Origin of the sequence: Streptomyces sp. NPDC090798, assembly GCF_044768965.1 — a bacterium.
Taxonomy (GTDB): Bacteria; Actinomycetota; Actinomycetes; order Streptomycetales; family Streptomycetaceae; genus Streptomyces.
Window position 1 is genome coordinate 18,143 of sequence record NZ_JBIVXA010000045.1, and the last position, 14,774, is coordinate 32,916.

The 14,774-nt window shown below is 67.9% G+C and carries 14 protein-coding genes and 4 pseudogenes; 8 read left to right on the forward strand and 10 right to left on the reverse strand.

All coding sequences use genetic code 11. The features are described 5' to 3' along the window. Positions 1 to 318 precede the first annotated feature (318 nt). Both ACIQTP_RS46385 and ACIQTP_RS46390 read right to left on the reverse strand, forming a co-directional pair. Positions 319 to 1,395 (reverse strand): annotated as a pseudogene (locus ACIQTP_RS46385) (right-handed parallel beta-helix repeat-containing protein); the annotation flags it as partial. A 221-nt stretch (positions 1,396 to 1,616) separates the two neighbouring features. After that, a complete protein-coding gene (locus ACIQTP_RS46390; protein ID WP_403412129.1) occupies positions 1,617 to 1,841 on the reverse strand; it encodes an NUDIX hydrolase in 225 nt (74 codons plus the stop codon). A gap of 357 nt (positions 1,842 to 2,198) precedes the next feature. Between ACIQTP_RS46390 and ACIQTP_RS46395 the strand changes: the two genes are divergently transcribed. From ACIQTP_RS46395 to ACIQTP_RS46405, 3 genes are all read left to right on the forward strand, one after another. After that, positions 2,199 to 2,462 carry a helix-turn-helix domain-containing protein gene (locus ACIQTP_RS46395; protein ID WP_403412132.1) on the forward strand — a complete coding sequence of 88 codons (264 nt, stop codon included), beginning with the start codon at positions 2,199 to 2,201 and terminating at the stop codon, positions 2,460 to 2,462. A gap of 572 nt (positions 2,463 to 3,034) precedes the next feature. Next, positions 3,035 to 3,652, forward strand: a complete 618-nt coding sequence (locus ACIQTP_RS46400) for a TOPRIM nucleotidyl transferase/hydrolase domain-containing protein (RefSeq protein WP_403412134.1) — start codon at positions 3,035 to 3,037, stop codon at positions 3,650 to 3,652. Between the two features lie 158 nt (positions 3,653 to 3,810). Beyond that, complete coding sequence (locus tag ACIQTP_RS46405; protein ID WP_403412137.1) at positions 3,811 to 4,023, forward strand: transposase; 213 nt, start codon at positions 3,811 to 3,813, stop codon at positions 4,021 to 4,023. Between the two features lie 62 nt (positions 4,024 to 4,085). On the opposite strand, the gene ACIQTP_RS46410 is transcribed toward ACIQTP_RS46405, so the two are convergent. Next, a complete protein-coding gene (locus ACIQTP_RS46410) occupies positions 4,086 to 5,024 on the reverse strand; it encodes an AraC family transcriptional regulator (protein WP_403412140.1) in 939 nt (312 codons plus the stop codon). Between the two features lie 111 nt (positions 5,025 to 5,135). Here ACIQTP_RS46410 and ACIQTP_RS46415 point away from each other — a divergent pair, with 111 nt between their 5' ends. Continuing rightward, positions 5,136 to 5,990, forward strand: a complete 855-nt coding sequence (locus ACIQTP_RS46415) for an NmrA family NAD(P)-binding protein (RefSeq protein WP_403412143.1) — start codon at positions 5,136 to 5,138, stop codon at positions 5,988 to 5,990. A gap of 18 nt (positions 5,991 to 6,008) precedes the next feature. Here ACIQTP_RS46415 and ACIQTP_RS46420 read toward each other — a convergent pair whose 3' ends face one another. Beyond that, positions 6,009 to 6,311, reverse strand: coding sequence for a hypothetical protein (locus ACIQTP_RS46420; protein WP_403412146.1), 303 nt, complete (start codon positions 6,309 to 6,311; stop codon positions 6,009 to 6,011). A 182-nt stretch (positions 6,312 to 6,493) separates the two neighbouring features. Then, positions 6,494 to 7,084, reverse strand: coding sequence for a redoxin domain-containing protein (locus tag ACIQTP_RS46425; RefSeq protein ID WP_403412149.1), 591 nt, complete (start codon positions 7,082 to 7,084; stop codon positions 6,494 to 6,496). A 228-nt stretch (positions 7,085 to 7,312) separates the two neighbouring features. Here ACIQTP_RS46425 and ACIQTP_RS46430 point away from each other — a divergent pair, with 228 nt between their 5' ends. After that, entirely contained in the window at positions 7,313 to 7,684 is a 372-nt protein-coding gene (locus ACIQTP_RS46430) for a hypothetical protein (protein ID WP_403412172.1), read from the forward strand. Positions 7,685 to 7,930: 246 nt separating this feature from the next. Here the strand turns inward: ACIQTP_RS46430 and ACIQTP_RS46435 are convergent. The 4 genes and pseudogenes from ACIQTP_RS46435 to ACIQTP_RS46450 form a co-directional block, all read right to left on the reverse strand. Beyond that, a pseudogene (locus ACIQTP_RS46435) lies at positions 7,931 to 8,099 on the reverse strand (ATP-binding protein); the annotation flags it as partial. A gap of 270 nt (positions 8,100 to 8,369) precedes the next feature. Next, positions 8,370 to 8,891, reverse strand: a complete 522-nt coding sequence (locus ACIQTP_RS46440; protein WP_403412152.1) for a hypothetical protein — start codon at positions 8,889 to 8,891, stop codon at positions 8,370 to 8,372. 223 nt (positions 8,892 to 9,114) lie between these two features. After that, on the reverse strand, positions 9,115 to 9,549 hold the full coding sequence (locus tag ACIQTP_RS46445) for a hypothetical protein (RefSeq protein WP_403412155.1): 435 nt from the start codon (positions 9,547 to 9,549) through the stop codon (positions 9,115 to 9,117). Between the two features lie 45 nt (positions 9,550 to 9,594). Continuing rightward, positions 9,595 to 11,196 carry an ISL3 family transposase gene (locus tag ACIQTP_RS46450; protein ID WP_403412157.1) on the reverse strand — a complete coding sequence of 534 codons (1,602 nt, stop codon included), beginning with the start codon at positions 11,194 to 11,196 and terminating at the stop codon, positions 9,595 to 9,597. A 265-nt stretch (positions 11,197 to 11,461) separates the two neighbouring features. Between ACIQTP_RS46450 and ACIQTP_RS46455 the strand changes: the two are divergent. The 3 genes and pseudogenes from ACIQTP_RS46455 to ACIQTP_RS46465 all read left to right on the forward strand — a co-directional run. Further along, positions 11,462 to 11,659, forward strand: a pseudogene (locus ACIQTP_RS46455) (MFS transporter); the annotation flags it as partial. A gap of 67 nt (positions 11,660 to 11,726) precedes the next feature. Further along, a complete protein-coding gene (locus ACIQTP_RS46460; protein WP_403412169.1) occupies positions 11,727 to 12,704 on the forward strand; it encodes an MFS transporter in 978 nt (325 codons plus the stop codon). Between the two features lie 106 nt (positions 12,705 to 12,810). Then, positions 12,811 to 12,993: pseudogene (locus ACIQTP_RS46465) on the forward strand (transposase); the annotation flags it as partial. A 989-nt stretch (positions 12,994 to 13,982) separates the two neighbouring features. Here ACIQTP_RS46465 and ACIQTP_RS46470 read toward each other — a convergent pair. Next, positions 13,983 to 14,417: a hypothetical protein gene (locus ACIQTP_RS46470; RefSeq protein WP_403412160.1), complete on the reverse strand. Its 435-nt coding sequence runs from the start codon at positions 14,415 to 14,417 to the stop codon at positions 13,983 to 13,985. Between the last annotated feature and the right edge of the window lie 357 nt (positions 14,418 to 14,774).

The window sequence follows — 14,774 nt, forward strand, 5'->3', positions numbered from 1 at the left end:
CGACGGGACCGGGGCCGCACTGCGAGAGGACCGAAGAGTTCGGATCGCGGCGTCTGTTCGCTGCTCCAGGGACCTCAGGAACACCGAGTTGATGTTCCTGGAGGAGGGCCGTGAGGAGGCACCGGAGCGGGACACGAGGCACTGATGCAACCGGAGGGACAGCTCGAACTCATTGCCCCCGAGACGGTCCTCACCAAGGTGCGCCGTGAGGGACATCCAGCCGCGCACCGGGCACCGACGTCCCCACGCTCACGGGGACTGGACACATCGTTCACGCGGCTGCGGAACGTGAGCGCCCAGCCCCCGCCTCTGTCGTGGTTACGGCGTCACGACCTTGCCGCCGAAGGTCACGGCGAGGTGCCCGTCCGAAGCGAGGGACCAGCCCAGGGTGCCGCTGTAGGAGGTGCAGCGGGAGCCGTTCGTGCCGGTCCAGAACTGGTTCGAGCTGTCGGCGTCGCCGACGGTCTTGTCGTTCGAGCCGCTGACGCCGAAGCGGCACGAGGTGTTGGTCCGGAAGACCGAAGTGCCCGCGTCGAAGGAGAAGTTGCGTTGCGCGTTGTCGACGCTCGCGTTGTTCGAGATCGTCATCTTGCCCGGGTTGCTGTTGTACGTGAACCCGTGGTGACCGTTGCCGTAGGCGATGTCGTGCTGGACCACGTGGTTGACCGCGATGTCGTCGCCGCCGAGCTTGTAGCCGTTGCGGTCGCCGTTGGAGTTCACGGTGCCGTCGCTCAGAGTCCCGTTCTTGTAGGACAGGGAGTATTCGATGGTCACCGGGCCGATCGCGCCGGTATCGGTCTTCGTGTACAGGTCCCAGCCGTCGTCGATGTTGTTGTGGGAGACGTCGTAGCGGAAGACGTTCCCGGTACCGGTGGTGAGCTTCGCGGCGAAGCCGTCGGCGTCCTCACCGTCGGAGTCGGCGTTGTCGTGCGACTCCGAGCTCACGATCAGGTTGTTCGACGGCCACTGGCTGCCGGGGGTGCTGGAGGAGATCCGGCCCAGCTGCAGTCCCGTGTCGCGGTTGTACGCGGTCACCGTCCGCTCGATGACGTTGTTGCTGCCGCCGACGTAGATCCCGTTGTCGCCGGCGCGTTGGACGGTGATGCCGTACAGGTGCCAGTAGTCGGCGTTCAGCTGGAGCCCGCGGTTCGACGAACTCTCGCTCTGCGCCGAGAAGTTCAGCACTGGGGACTCGCCAGGGTAGGCGGACAGGGTGGTGCGGGCGCTCGAGGTGCCGTTGCTGCCCGCCGGGATCGTGATCGTCGAGGAGTAGTTGTACGTCCCGCCGCGCAGGTAGATGGTGCCGCCGGATGCGATGCGGCTGATCGCCGTGGTGAGCGTCGTCGGGGCGGACTGCGTGCCGGCCGCGCTGTCGGTGCCGCTCGGCGACACGTACTGGGTGGTGCTCGCGGCCTGGGCCGGGGTGCCGGACAGCGCGACGAGCGCGCCGGCCAGCAGGCTGACACACGCGATGACGGGTCTCACTTGCATCGTTCTGCCTCCAGGTTCGTCCGTGACCAGGGGTACCGTGCAGGAGAAAGCGCTTTCCCGTGTTCTCGCAGGGGACCGTAAGCGCTTGCTGTGAACACGTCAATAGATGGGTACGTGATTCTCATTCATGCTTGCGAACAGTCGGCGGTGCACCGATGTGGGTTGGCAGGACGCGCAGGGTCCGGGTGGAGCCAGGCCTGAAGGAATGCGAGCGGCTCCACGACCACGCCCGCCTCCTCCGGCCCCTCCCGAACGGCAGCCTGCCCGAGCGTCTCGCCCGGCGCGACCTTGCCCGCCCGGAACTGCCATGACAGGGCGCCCTCCGGTGCGCGGCGGCAGATCAACAACACACCGTCAGCGTGCGCCGGGGATCACTTCGAAGCGGCGATGGAGGCCCGCCCGTTCCCGAGAATCCCCGCCCGCAGCATCGAGTCGACCAGCGGCACGCACTCGTCGATCACCCTCGCCCGGGACCGTCCGCCGGTTACTTCCGGTCTCCTTGGCGGCGTCCGATCCTGCAGCGCCGGAACAGGTCGAGGCGGACTTCGCGCTCGTCGGCCCAGGCCCTGCCGCGCTGGAGTGTCTCTCGCTTGCCCGCCGGGGCCACGCGGTCGGTTCGTCACACCGTCGACAGTCGGTGTGCGGGCTGGGTCTGCTCGTAGGCGTGGCCGATCCGCAGCAGGACCGGCTCCCCGAGAGGGGGCGGCATGGCAGCTGCTTTCGACGAAGAGGTGGGAACCACTCCGGACCGCTACGTCGAGCAGGTCAGACTGGAAGCCGCCCAGGCACTGCTCGAGACGGGTGACGACCCCATGCCGGTAGTGGCACAGCGCACCGGGTTCGGCTCACCCGAGTCGCTCCGCAGGGCGTTTGTGCGCCACCTGGGTGTGACACCTGGTGCATTCCGGACCAGCTTCCGGACGACGGGCGTGGGCACGAAGGATCCGGTACTCGCGGCGGTGTCCCCGTAGCCGAGACACAACCCACGCGGACACCGCCCCCCCCCACGTACTCCTATCCTCAGTTCCACCCGAACCGGCCGCACCAGATCGGGAGATCACGTGGCCCCTCGCCTCACGGCGCAGGGCCGACAACGATCGGGCCGCGTCGAAAAGTGCCTGAAGCGGTGCACGGCCGCCAGATCGAGGGCGGCGATACGGTGCTCCAGGCTCCTCGCGGCTCGTGTCTGGTGAGGCCTGGAGTGGGACGAGGGTCGTCTGGCAGGACCAGGGCGATGCGGTGGCGGGGCGGGCAGTCGGCCAGGTCGTGGAAGGGGCGTTGCGCAAGTTCATGCCTTCGCTCGGGTCAGCGAGCAGGAGGCGCGAGACGGTCGGCCGACTCCGGCATCCGCACCCCGAGCCTCCGCCGGCTCGGAGCCGCAACCGATGGGGCGGACTGTCAGGCCCAAGGTGACGAGGGCGCCGGACATGTTGAACGGAGCCGTCGCGCGGGGCCATCGATTGGAGCCGTCGCGCGGGGCCATCGATCGGGGCCATCGAATAATTCCGTGCCGTGCCGGCCGGCGGCAGTGCAGACTCGCTCCATGGCGGACATACACGCATTCCGGGACGCGGTCAGCCGCTGGGCGGCCGGCGGTCCCGGCGGACCGGCGAGTGATCTGGCTGTGCAACTGGGGCTGCGGACCGCGGTGTTGTTGGAAGGACCGAGTGACCTCGCGGCCGTCGAGGCGCTGGCCGCACGGCGTGGCCGGGACCTGGCCGCCGAAGGGGTGTGCGTCGTGCCGATGGGCGGGGCGATGAACATCGGCCACTACGCAGGTCTTCTCGGGCCACCCGGTCTTGGCCTGCGCCTGAGGGGACTGTGCGACGAGGGCGAGCAGCGCTTCTACGACCGCGGCCTGAAGCGGGCCCGGGCGCCGCACCGGGGCTTCTTCGTGTGCGTGGCGGACCTGGAGGACGAACTCATCCGCGCGCTCGGCACGGCTCGCGTGGAGGAGATCATCCGGGCCGAGGGCGACCTGCGGGCCTGGCAGACCTTCCTGCACCAGCCCGCACACCACGGTCGGCCCCGGCAGCAGCAGTTACGGCGCTTCCTCGGCACGAAGAAGGGCCGCAAGATCCGCTACGGCCGTCTCCTGGTCGAGACCCTCGACCCCGGACAGGTACCGGCCCCGCTCGACGAGCTCGTCACGAGCCTGTGAGCGACGCACGAAAGCGCGGCCATACCCACTTCGGGCGCTCTGTCCCGCCGTCCGTCCGAGGTGGCCAACCGGGGGACCACGTCACCTGGGCCGTCGACATGGCTGGCGGCGAACTCGCACGCTCGCGACGGCGGCGGTCGAGGCCGCGGACCAGCAGCATGCCCGGCATCGGACGTCTCCTCTGCTCCGAGTTCCTCGCCGGAGTGGGAAGTGACCTCACCCTCTTCGCGACCTCGGACCGGCTCACCGCCTTCGCCGGACTCACGCCGGCACCGCACGACTCAGGAGAGAAGAGCCGCAAGTTCCACTGCCCCCGCCAGTACCACCACGGCCACCACGTGCGGGGGTTTGGACAGCACCGGCATCAGTGAACTCCCTCTCGGCGGGTTGCCCGACGCTGACTTGGTTCTGGTGCAGGAAGAGTCGGGTGGTGTCAGTGGGCGTGTAGATCGTTCCCGGGGCGTGCTTGCGCGTGGAGCGACTCCCGTTGCCGCCAGGTCCCGGGCGGCTCGCCGTGGTGGCGCCGGAAGGCCGCCGCGAACGCGTAGGGCGAGCTGTAGCCGACGGTGCGGGCGATGTGTGTCATGGCGAGCTCGCCGGTGCGCAGGTGGTCGCGGGCGAGAGCCATCCGCCAGTCGGTCAGGTACTGCATGGGAGTCTGGCCGAGGGCGTCGCGGAAGGTCCGTGCGAAGGCCGCCCGGGACAGGCCGCTGATCGCGGCGAGTTCGGGGACGGACCAGGGATGGCCGGCGTTCTCGTGCATGGCCTGCAGCGCGGCGTTCAGCCGGGGATCCGCGGATGCCCGGTACCAACGGGGTGCGGTCGAGCTGTGGCGGAAGTCGTTGCGGATGGCGAGCACCAGGAGAACATCGAGGAGTCGATCCAGCACGGTGGGCTGGCCGGGTTCGGAGGCGGCCAGCTCGTGCGACAGCAGCGCGATCACGTCCCGCAGCGGATCGCCGACCGCCGCTGACAGGGTCAGCACCTGCGGCAGTGCCTCCAGCAGCCCGCTGCCTATGTCGCCCGAGAACCGGTAAGCGCCGCAGAGGAAGACCGTCGCCCGCGGGTCCTCGGGACTCCCGTCGTGGGCGTGCCGGGCCCGGAAGTCCTCCGGTTCGAGGCACTCGGCGCCCGGCTCGTGCCCGATGTGGTGATCGGGGCCGCCGCGGACGAGCGTCACCTCCCCCGGCACGAGTTCCACCGCGCTGCCGGGGTCGTCCAGCCACAGCCATCCCCTGCCCCGGACGACGGTGTGCACGGCCAGCTGGATCGAACCGGCCAGCCGCAGCCCCCACGGCGGCTCGGTCACCGTCCGGGCGAAGACGGCACCGGAGGCGCGTGCCCGCGCCAGGCGATCGTGCAGTACGTCCACGCAGTCAGTATCAGCGAGACAACCACATAGGACAAAGGTCTGAGCGTTTGGCGTAAAAGAACGAGCTATACACGCATTGATTCACTCGTAGCACGCACTCACGATTGATCCATGACTGGATCACCGCAGACCGCACTCGTCCTCGGCGGCACCGGCCGGACCGGCTCGCTCGTGGCCAAGACGCTCGCCGAGCGGGGGCTGAGCGCCCGCACCGCGGCGCGCCACGGCGCCGACGTACTGTTCGACTGGGACGACCCGACCACCCACGCCGCAGCTCTCGCCGGGGTCGACCGCCTCTACCTCGTCACACCCGTCCTGCGGGTCACCTACGCCGACCAGGTCGCCGGCTTCCTCGACCTCGCCGAAGCCGCCGGGGTACGCCACGTCACCTACCTCAGCACCTACCGCGCCGACCAGGCGCCACCGGAGGTCGACATCAGGGCCGTCGAGGACGACCTCGCCGCCCGAGCAGCCATCACCCACTCCATCCTGCGCCCCGCGTGGGTGATGCAGAACTTCAGCGACGCCCACGTACCGGTCGTCGACGGGGTGATCACGGTCCCCGCCGGCGGCGGCAGGGAAGCCTTCGTCGACGCGGCCGACATCGCCGCGGTCGCCGCCGAGACGCTGCTCGCCCCTGACGCCCACGCCGGCGCGCAGTACGCGCCCACCGGGCCGCAGGCTCTCACCGTCGACGAAGTCGCCGACACCATCGCCGCCGTGACCGGCCACCCTGTCACGCACCACGACATCGACCCCGACGTATGGATCGACGGCGCGGTCGCGGCCGGACTCGTCCCGGCCGACTACGCGGTGATGCTCCGCTGGCTGACCGGCAGCGTCATCTCCGGCGACGGTTCCACGCCCAACCACGACGTCGAGAAGGTCACCGGCCGGCCCGCGGCCACCTTCCACGACTTCGCCCGGCGCAGCGTCCACGCCTGGACCTCTCCGGTGGTGGGGTGACCATGTCCATCGACGACATCACCGACTTCGCAGCGCTGGATCATCCGGGAGGGGCTGGCGGGCCTCGTCGACGGTGAGCACTTCTTCGACCTCCTGGCCGAGGACGTGGTCTTCGAGTACGTGATCTCCGTACCCGGCTACCCGCGCCGGGTTCAGGGACGCCGCGCGGTTGCCGACCTGCACCGCGGCTACGGCGATGGCATGGTCCTGCACAGCGCGGACGGGCTCGCTGTCCACCGGGATCCCGAGACGTCCGTGGTCGTGCTGGAGTACGCGGTGCACGGACGGGCGGTCCGCACCGGGTGTGCCTACGACAACCACTGCGCCCCACCTGCCCGTGCAACGGCGGCTCCCGATTCGGCCGCGACGCGCGCTCGGCAGGCGTTGGCGTCTGGCGAGCGGTCAGCGCCGGCCGCCTGCCCATGTCCGCACGCGTCTTCCAGACGCTGATCTGCCTCTGTTGACCGGAGTCGACACGGCCGTCGGCCTCCGCCGCTGACGGCTCACGTCAGCGCGCGGTCTCCTCGAGTCTCCTGGTACGGGTAGTGCATCGAGTGGTCGCCGGCCTCCCAGGCCGCGCTGAGGCCCGGTGCGGTCAGGTCCCAGTCCGAGCGGATTTCTCGGGTCACATCACGGAGATCGCGACGGACGTCCTCGATCGACGGCCTGCCCCAGTACCAGTAGCCGTTGTAGATGCTGTGGATGACCAGGCCCGGCTTGAGGATGAGCGTGTGCGGGATCATCGGGTCGTGATGGGGGTCGGTGTATTCCTGGATCTCAAGGTCCTTCTGCACCTTGCGGCCGACATCGGACAGGAAGGTCCACTGAGCGCCGACCGCCGCGCGGAACTCGTTGAGTTCAAGGATGTTGTCGGTTGCGATGGTGACGACCTGGGTGTAGGCGACGGCGATCTCGGAATAGTGAGCTGCCAGTTGAAGATGCTGCTGATGGTCCTTCGGGCAGTAGTGGCCGCGTGAGAGCAGGAGGACCATCGGATCGATCCCTTGCAGCTCACTCAGTCGCCGCCGGGTCTTGGTGTGGTCGGTCAGCTCGTAGTCGGGGAAGGCTCCACCGGGTGTGATGTCGGCGCGCACGGTTTTGTTCCTTTCTCGATGTCGTTCGCTCGGGCATGTCACGCGTTGCGTATTTCGACTTTGGACAGATCCCAAATCATGGAACGAGATACGGACATAACGGAGCTGGCTCGCCGGACTCGCGGGACGACGCAGCCGTTACCGGCCCCGGCCCCGCACCTCTGCCTGGCGAGCGAGCAGATCTCCTTCGATACCGAGGACGACGTGCCGCGGACACGGTGACTGGCTGTGACGTTGTTCAGCGGCTCCGGCATGTTGGCTTCGTGCGGCCCCACTTGGCACAGCATCCGCGCACTCACGACGTCCTGGAGCAGCTCCGGGGGACGGCTTGATCTGTCACCAACAGGGCGTCACGTGTGCTGCTTTGTCGGCATCGATAATGTCAGCGGGAGCCGCCATGATGATGTGATGGATGATCTCGCTGTGCTCCAGAAGGAGTTCTCGGACAATGAGGACGCCTTTTTGGCGATCGTGATCCGTGATCAGACGTGGGACAGGGAGGCTTTCTCTCATCTCGAACGGGCCATGCGCGGAGTGTGCGCGGCATTCGAGGAGCGTGATCAGCGGGATTTGCCGCGATGGTTGGTGGAAGGGTTCTGATTGTGTGTCGACTGGCTGCCTGATCACACGGCCCACCCGAGGTTTCCCCGGCCAGAGCCGTTGTACTACGAGGCAGCTCTCCAGCGGCTGAGAGACCTCCAGTACTGGCTGGTGACGGGCGTTTCCCCGTACTTGCCCGGCCCCGAGATCGAAGATCTCTAGGGCCGGCGCCGTGCCCCCGTGCCGAATGCGCATACGACCGCTTCGTCTCCCGCAGCAGCGACGGTAAGTTCGCCTCACTGTTCTTCTTGGCTTGGGGCGGGCCAGCCGATACGACTCGGTACCGGTCTCGACGAGAGTCGCGTTGATCGTGAGCCGGTCCACCGATGGCCGCGCAAAACCGCGGGCCGGCGCAGGCCCGGCCCCACCCCGTGAACGCCTCGTTGGAGACGATCGCGATGCTGTTCTTCTCCTCTGGATCCGCGCGGCCGTGCGGGCCGAGTCTTCCCGCTTGAGCGCGGCCGCCAGTTCCAGCGCCTCCGACGGCGTCCCGGCAACGGCCTTGCGCGGCTCGGGGGTCCAGCGCGGCGACCCGCCGCTGCGGTAATGGCGGGCTCCCGCGCGATCGTGCCCCGCAAGACACGGACTTACCGACCGAACGACTCGGTGTGCTCCCTGGCCACCAGCCCCCGCGCCGGACGGCCGTGTTCAGGGGTCGTCAGGACTGGGTCGAGCAGGTCCTGAATCACGGGCCTTCGGACAGACGCTGGGCAGTCCGCCAGCGTGGCGCCTCGTCGTCCGGGACGTCCGGTGAGGCGAAGTGGAACGGCACCCCCAGGTGGTGGGCCAAGGCCTGCCCTGCCTCGGCGGCGGCGGTACCCGGCGGGGGCCCTCCACGACGGTGGTAAACGGTCGCCAGGTGGCCTTGCCCGTATGGGTTGTCCAGGATCGCGAGCAGGAGCACGAACCAGTCATGGACAGTGTCGCCGTCCCAAAGAGCCTCGACTGCGGCCACCCGGCCCGCGTGGGCGGCGGCACGGGCTGTGAGTGAGGAGACGTCGAGCGGATCGGGCTGCTTGTGCCGCACGCGCTCGCCGAGGACCTCGTAGCGGGCGTGGACTACCTGCTCCGCCTCGCACAGGCCCAGCCCGAGCGGCCGCAAAGCCTCCCACACGGCCTTGACCGCCCTGAGCCGGCGGTCGCACAGCACGTTCGCGTCGACCTCCTGGCGGGTCTGACCCTCCAGGTAGGTCCACCATCCGCTCACTGGGCCACCGGGAAGTCCGTGAAGTGCGTCATGGACCGAACGTACCTCAACCGCGAACGACCCAGTCGGCCCGCGAGGAAAGCGGGGTGCTGTCGAAACTCGGGCTCTGGCTCAATTTCCGTGATCGCGTGGCTGTGAGTGACACCGGCTGGGTAGGCAGCGAGGGCTTTTCCGTATACGCGTGCTGCCCGGAGGTCGACCGAGAGTTGCTGACGAACGAGTCTCAGTCAGCAAGGTCTCTCGCTTCGTAGCTGGCCAGCCCCAGGGCAAGCAGGGGCGGCACCAGTGCGTTCAGATACCAGGCCATGTCCGTAAGGGCTGGTGCTCCAGAGAGGCTCCGCCGGTCGATCGTCGGGATGAAGGAACAGCGCGATCGGCCAGCGTGAAAAAGAAGTTGGCCACCGGTTTCCGCAGTTGAGTGATAGATGCAGACACCGACGTGGTGGTCGACGTTGGCCGGTGAAGCAACCAAGGTCAGGACCTCAGCTGCCTGGTCGGTTGAAGTCGACTGCCAGTCGAACAGGTCGTCGTTGTTGACCACGTAGGAGATACCAAGCGGTTCCTGCAGCGACCACCCCTCACCGGCCAGAGCTCGCACCACGGCGTCTACGGTGACGGCGCGTGCGAACACGAGATCGATGTCGGCGGTCCTGGACATTCGCGCTCCTGCGGTGGGGTTCATCGTTGTCGGAAGCGTTTCACGTCATGGAGCGAGGAGCACTCGTTTCCTCAGGAGTGCGAAGCCGGCTCGGCCGAACATCTGGCGTTTGAGCATCTTGATGCGGTTGACGTGCCCTTCCACGACGCCAGAGTTCCAAGGCAGCGTGAGCCCGGCAGTGACCGCGGCCCGGTCGCGATCGATGCCGGCGGCGAGGGTGTGGAGGCAGGGCAGGTCGTCCTGGCGGACTGCGTCGAGCCACTCGGGCAGCCGTTGACCCTGTCGCTCGGTGAGGATCTGGGCGAAGGAGCGGACATGTCCGGCGAGGGCTTCCAGTTCGGGACAGTGGGCCATGACGGCCTTGAGCCGGAGCTGATCGACCTCGGAGAGGGAGTCGGGGTGGCGCAGGATCCAGCCGGCGACGGTGCGGGGCGAGGGCGGGGGTGCGGTGCCCGGATCGGCCGAAAGGCGTTTGGTGCGGAAGTAGGCGCGAACTCGCTGGTAGCTGCCTTTGTAGCCGAGCGGCACGATCTCCTCCCATGCCCTCCAGGCGTTGGTGCAGCCCTGGTTCCAACGGTCGTCCAGGTAGGGCCTGTACTCGTCGAGGACGGAGGGGCGGCCCTGCCACTGGCCGTGGAAGAGGTCTTCCAGGGTGGTGGCGTCGGCTAGGAGCTTGACCGTGCGGTAGGTCATCCCGAGCTGACGCTGGATCGCGCGTCGGCTGTGGCCGGCCGCCAGCAGGAGGTGGACGGCGGCATGGTTGGACCGGGTTCTGTCGGCGAACCGGTGGCCGGTGGGCCACGGTGAGCCAGTAGGGTCAGCTGGTTCTTCCGGTTCTTTGACCTGTTGGGATGGCTCGGGTGTCATGCCTCGCAGGCAGCCCCGATGGCCGGCGACGCACCGCTCGGCGGCTTCGCTGAGGTTGTGCCACAGGTGCCAGCGGTCCGCGACCTGCACTGCCTGCGGTGCCCCGACGGTGGCGCCTTCGGCGAAGAAGGGAGCCCGGTCCCGGCAGACGAACTCGATCCCTGGCCTCTTGGCCAGCCAGGCGGCCAGGCTCGATGCCTCCCGGTCTGGCAGCAGGTCCACCGGCCGTCGCGTTTCGACGTCGACCAGCACCGTGCCGTAGTGCCGGCCTTTGCGCGTCGCGTACTCGTCCACACCGACCACTCTCGGGGCTGGCAGATCCGGTTCGGGCAGCGCCTCGACGAGCCGCAGCACCGTGCTGCGGCTGACGGACACCCCGAAGACTCCAGCCATCCGAGCTCCCGCCCGGCCGGCCAGGGCGAGGCCGATCGCCGCCAGCGTGGAACGCAGACGCTCGGTCCACCGGCCGTATCTCCGGGTCAATCCCGGCACCTGCTCAACGAACGTCCGTCGCCCGCACGAAACGACGGGGCAGGCGAAGCGACGGACCCGAAGGCAAAGCACCACCCGGCGCCCTGCGCTGGGGACATCCGCAGGAAACCTCAGGTAGGAGCTATGAACCCGGATCGACCAGTTCCCGCAGCCCGAACACGCTGAACCGGTCGTTGTGCTGCGGGCCTCGACTCGTATCGTCTCGCTGCTCACGTCCACCGAAACCACCGACACGTCCGCGATCGACGGGAACAGCAACTCCTCCAGTGGGATGCCCAGTTCTTCCACTGTCCCGAACTGTCAGGTATCCGAGGTCACCACTGATCATTTTCGGGCGACTTTCAGGAGCCCAACACGACCATGAACCGTGACTCAACGTGCGCAGGTCACGGAAACTGAGCCAGAGCCGAAACTCGTGAACATCCCGCCCTGTTCTGAGGGACCTCGTGCCTCCCGGCCGGTGGCGAAGCGCACTTGAGCCAGAACCCCTTCTCGTGGACGAAGCCACCCAACAGGTGCTGTGCGGAGATGCCTTGCTGGGCACGCTCCGATCATGCTGCGCTTGGTGGACGTCACTGGGTACGTACGATTCTGGACCGCCTCCGCAGTATCGGCTTTCGGCTCGCAGTTCGCCGGGCTTGCCCTGCGGATCCTCACCGCCATCACGCTGAACGCGTCCGCCACGGAGGTAGGCCTGGTCAGTGCGGCCCGTTGGGCTCCCTACCTGCTCTTCGGCCTCGTGGCCGGGGTACTGGTAGACCGCTGCCGACGCAAGCCGATGATGGTCACCATGGATCTCGGCAGGGCTGTCCTGCTCGCTGCGATCCCCCTGCTGTACGCACTGGACCGGCTCGACATCACCGCACTGTGTGAGCGTCTTCGCCTTCGGAGTGCTGTGCCTATTCTTCGAGGCGGCCAACCAGTTCTACGTGCCGCGGTTGGTACCCAGTGAGCTCCTCAACGCGGGGTACGCCCGTCTGGAACAGGCCAATGCCGTGTCCGGTTCGACCGGTCCGCTGATCGCGGGAGTGCTGATCAGGTTCATCGGGGCGCCGCTTGCCGTGCTGGTGGACGCAGTCACCTATCTGGTGTCCGGAATGCTGCTCGCCTCAGTGAGGGCGCACGATCCCCTCCCCGGTCGAGGTGCGCGGCGCAGCCTCGGCAGCGAGCTGATCGAGGGGGTGGCCTGGGTCTACCGCCTTCGGACGCTGGCCTGCATCGCGCTGACCTCGCACGCGATGCTCCTCTTCAACACCATCGTGAGCACGGTCTTCGTGGTCTTCGCCCTGCACGAGCTGAAGATCGGGGACTTCGTTCTGGGCATCACCTACGCCTGTGCGGGCGCCGGCGCGGTGCTTGGTGGCGCGCTCTCCGGACGGGTGGTGAAAAGGCTGGACGTCGGCGCCACCCTGATCGTGTTTCGCGTTCTTGCCGCCGTCGCCTGGCTGCCGATCGTTGTTGCTCAGCGTGGACCGTGGGCGCTGCCTTCGGTATGCCTGGCATTCTTCGTGGTGTCCATGGCCATCACCGTCGAAAGCCCGGTGGAGATGAGCTATCGCCAAGCCGTGACGCCCGACCGGCTCCGCGGTCGGATGAACGCCACCATCCGCTCTTTCAACTGGGGGATGGTGGCCGTGGGGGCGCCGCTCGGCGGACTGCTCGCCGACCAGGTCAGCTACCGGTTCGCCCTGTGGGTGGGACTCTGTGGAGCGGTTATCCAGGCGCTCGTACTCGCGATTTCCCGCACCCGGGACGCCCGCGCCGCCGATGACATCGAACCCGTGACGACCGTGTAAGACATGCCGGCGCAGGCGATTTCAGGAAAGGCATCGTGTTGTGCGCGCCCTATGCTTCGGGCGCCCGTATATGCGCCCGGACCGACCGGTCATGGGTGGGTAGCCCGTGTTCGCGCCCGAACGTCGCCGTTACCCCAGCGATCTGTCTGACGCCCGGTGGGAGTGGGCCGAACCGGTCTTGGCCGCGTGGCGGGCCGAGTACCGCGGCCGCGGGCTGGACATCGGCCGGCCACCCGACCACGTCTTGCGGAGCCTGCTGGACGCGGTGCTCTACGTGAACCGCACCGGATCCCATCGGTCGGGGTTCGCCGGCGTTTGTCGAGACCGACGCGGCGGCGGGCCTGGGCGGGGGTGTGCGGTTCGCCGGGATCAGGCAGTGGCCGTTCTCCAGTCCGGGCACCCACTCCGACGCCGAGGCAGACCTCCGATTCAGACGGAACCCGTACACCACTCCCCAAGGCGCAATCCCAGGCGCCAGTCACCTACTGCGCTGCGCCGTAGCCGGCGGACCTCGATCCAAGGTTCGTCGACCAGGGCGAACGCGCGCCTCTCCTGCTCCCCCGCACTGCGGGCCCGTTGGGCTGCCAACTGCGTGGCATGCTCACGATCTGCAGCCCGGGGAACTACGTAGTAGTGCCGCGTCAGCGTGCCGGTGGCCGTCCAGAAACGGAAGCCCACCAGCCACTGCTGGTCACTCTGCATCGAAGTCGGAGGGCCGTCCGAGCCAGGACAGTGTGGGGAGCTCGTTGGTTTCCTGCGATAGGCGGGATCCGAAGGTGTGGTCAGGGTTGTCATGGAGGGGCCGATCTCGGAGCTGGCTGGTCTGTACGGTTGGTTCGTTGTGCCGGCTGAGCGCTGCTCGAAGACTGCGCCCACCGCCGATGACTTCGAGTCTCCCCAGATGTCTGAGGGGCAGGAAGGCCGAGGATTTCCTGGGAGAAGCAGTCCCAGGCAGCAGATCCCCCCGCTGCACCAGGCAGGCGCCACCGGGCAGGCGTCACCGGGCAAGGCGAACAGGTTGTGGACCGTGGCCGCCGGCCAGAAGGGTAAGTGCTTGCCACATGGGGGCCGTTGTCAAGTGACCCCCGTGGTGTCGGCCTGCTCGGGTGGGCTTCGTGCACCTCCGGATGACATGTCCGCGAGCCCCGACCGGACGGGGGGACCGGCCGGGGCAGTTCGTGGTCACGAGGCTCCGTCCTCAGTGATCACCCGGGACTGTAGGTCGCGGCAGCACGCTTCAGCGTGGGTGCGTTACACCCAGCAAGAAACTGATTCCCCTCACGTCACGTCTGTCGCGCTCCTGTCCATCGCTGGTGTTCGATCACGGAAAGCGGATCGTGATCCCTCCGGCTTCATGGCCGTCGGCCGGACGGGACGCATGGAAACGAGGGGAACCACGTGGCGCTCCTTCTGGGGTGGCGCGGACACGAAGTGCGGGTCGAGCAGCATCGCCGAGCACACGGCGATGTGTTCGAAGCTGGGTTCCTCCTGCCCGGCGCCCCGGGCCGAACAGCCCTTCAGGACGTACTCGCGCGAGCCGTGCACCTCGCTGCGCACGGCGGCGAGGTTGACGTCGAGGACCTGTCCGTTCCACTTGCGGGACTCGCCGTTGATGAGGACGGCGGTGATGTTGCGGGCGTCGAAGCCCAGCACGAGGGCGCCGATGGGGTCGTGGGCGCGACGACCTGTGGAAGTACACCCGAGAGGTCTCATGCTTCGAGCGCATCCAGCATCTCGCTCCACCCGGCGCGATCGCGAAGGGGGGGAGATCGCGCGGATTACCCAGGCCTCACAAGTGAACCGGCCCCAGCTGACGGGCGACCTCGGTGACGGATTCGACTGCCTTCATCAGACTGAACGGGCCCAGCGTGGGTTCCTTCGACTGCATGGTGGAAGTTGCTATGCCCCGCCCATTCCGCGAGTTCGGCCGGGGCGCGGTCGTCGTCGGCGAGGTCCTCACGGCCACGGTCCAGATGCCTAGTAGTGCTTCGTTAGGTTGTGGGCTGTCTGCGGCTGCTCCGAGGGCTGGGCAGGGGGCGTCCGCAGGTGGTGCAGGTACCGGTCCAGCAC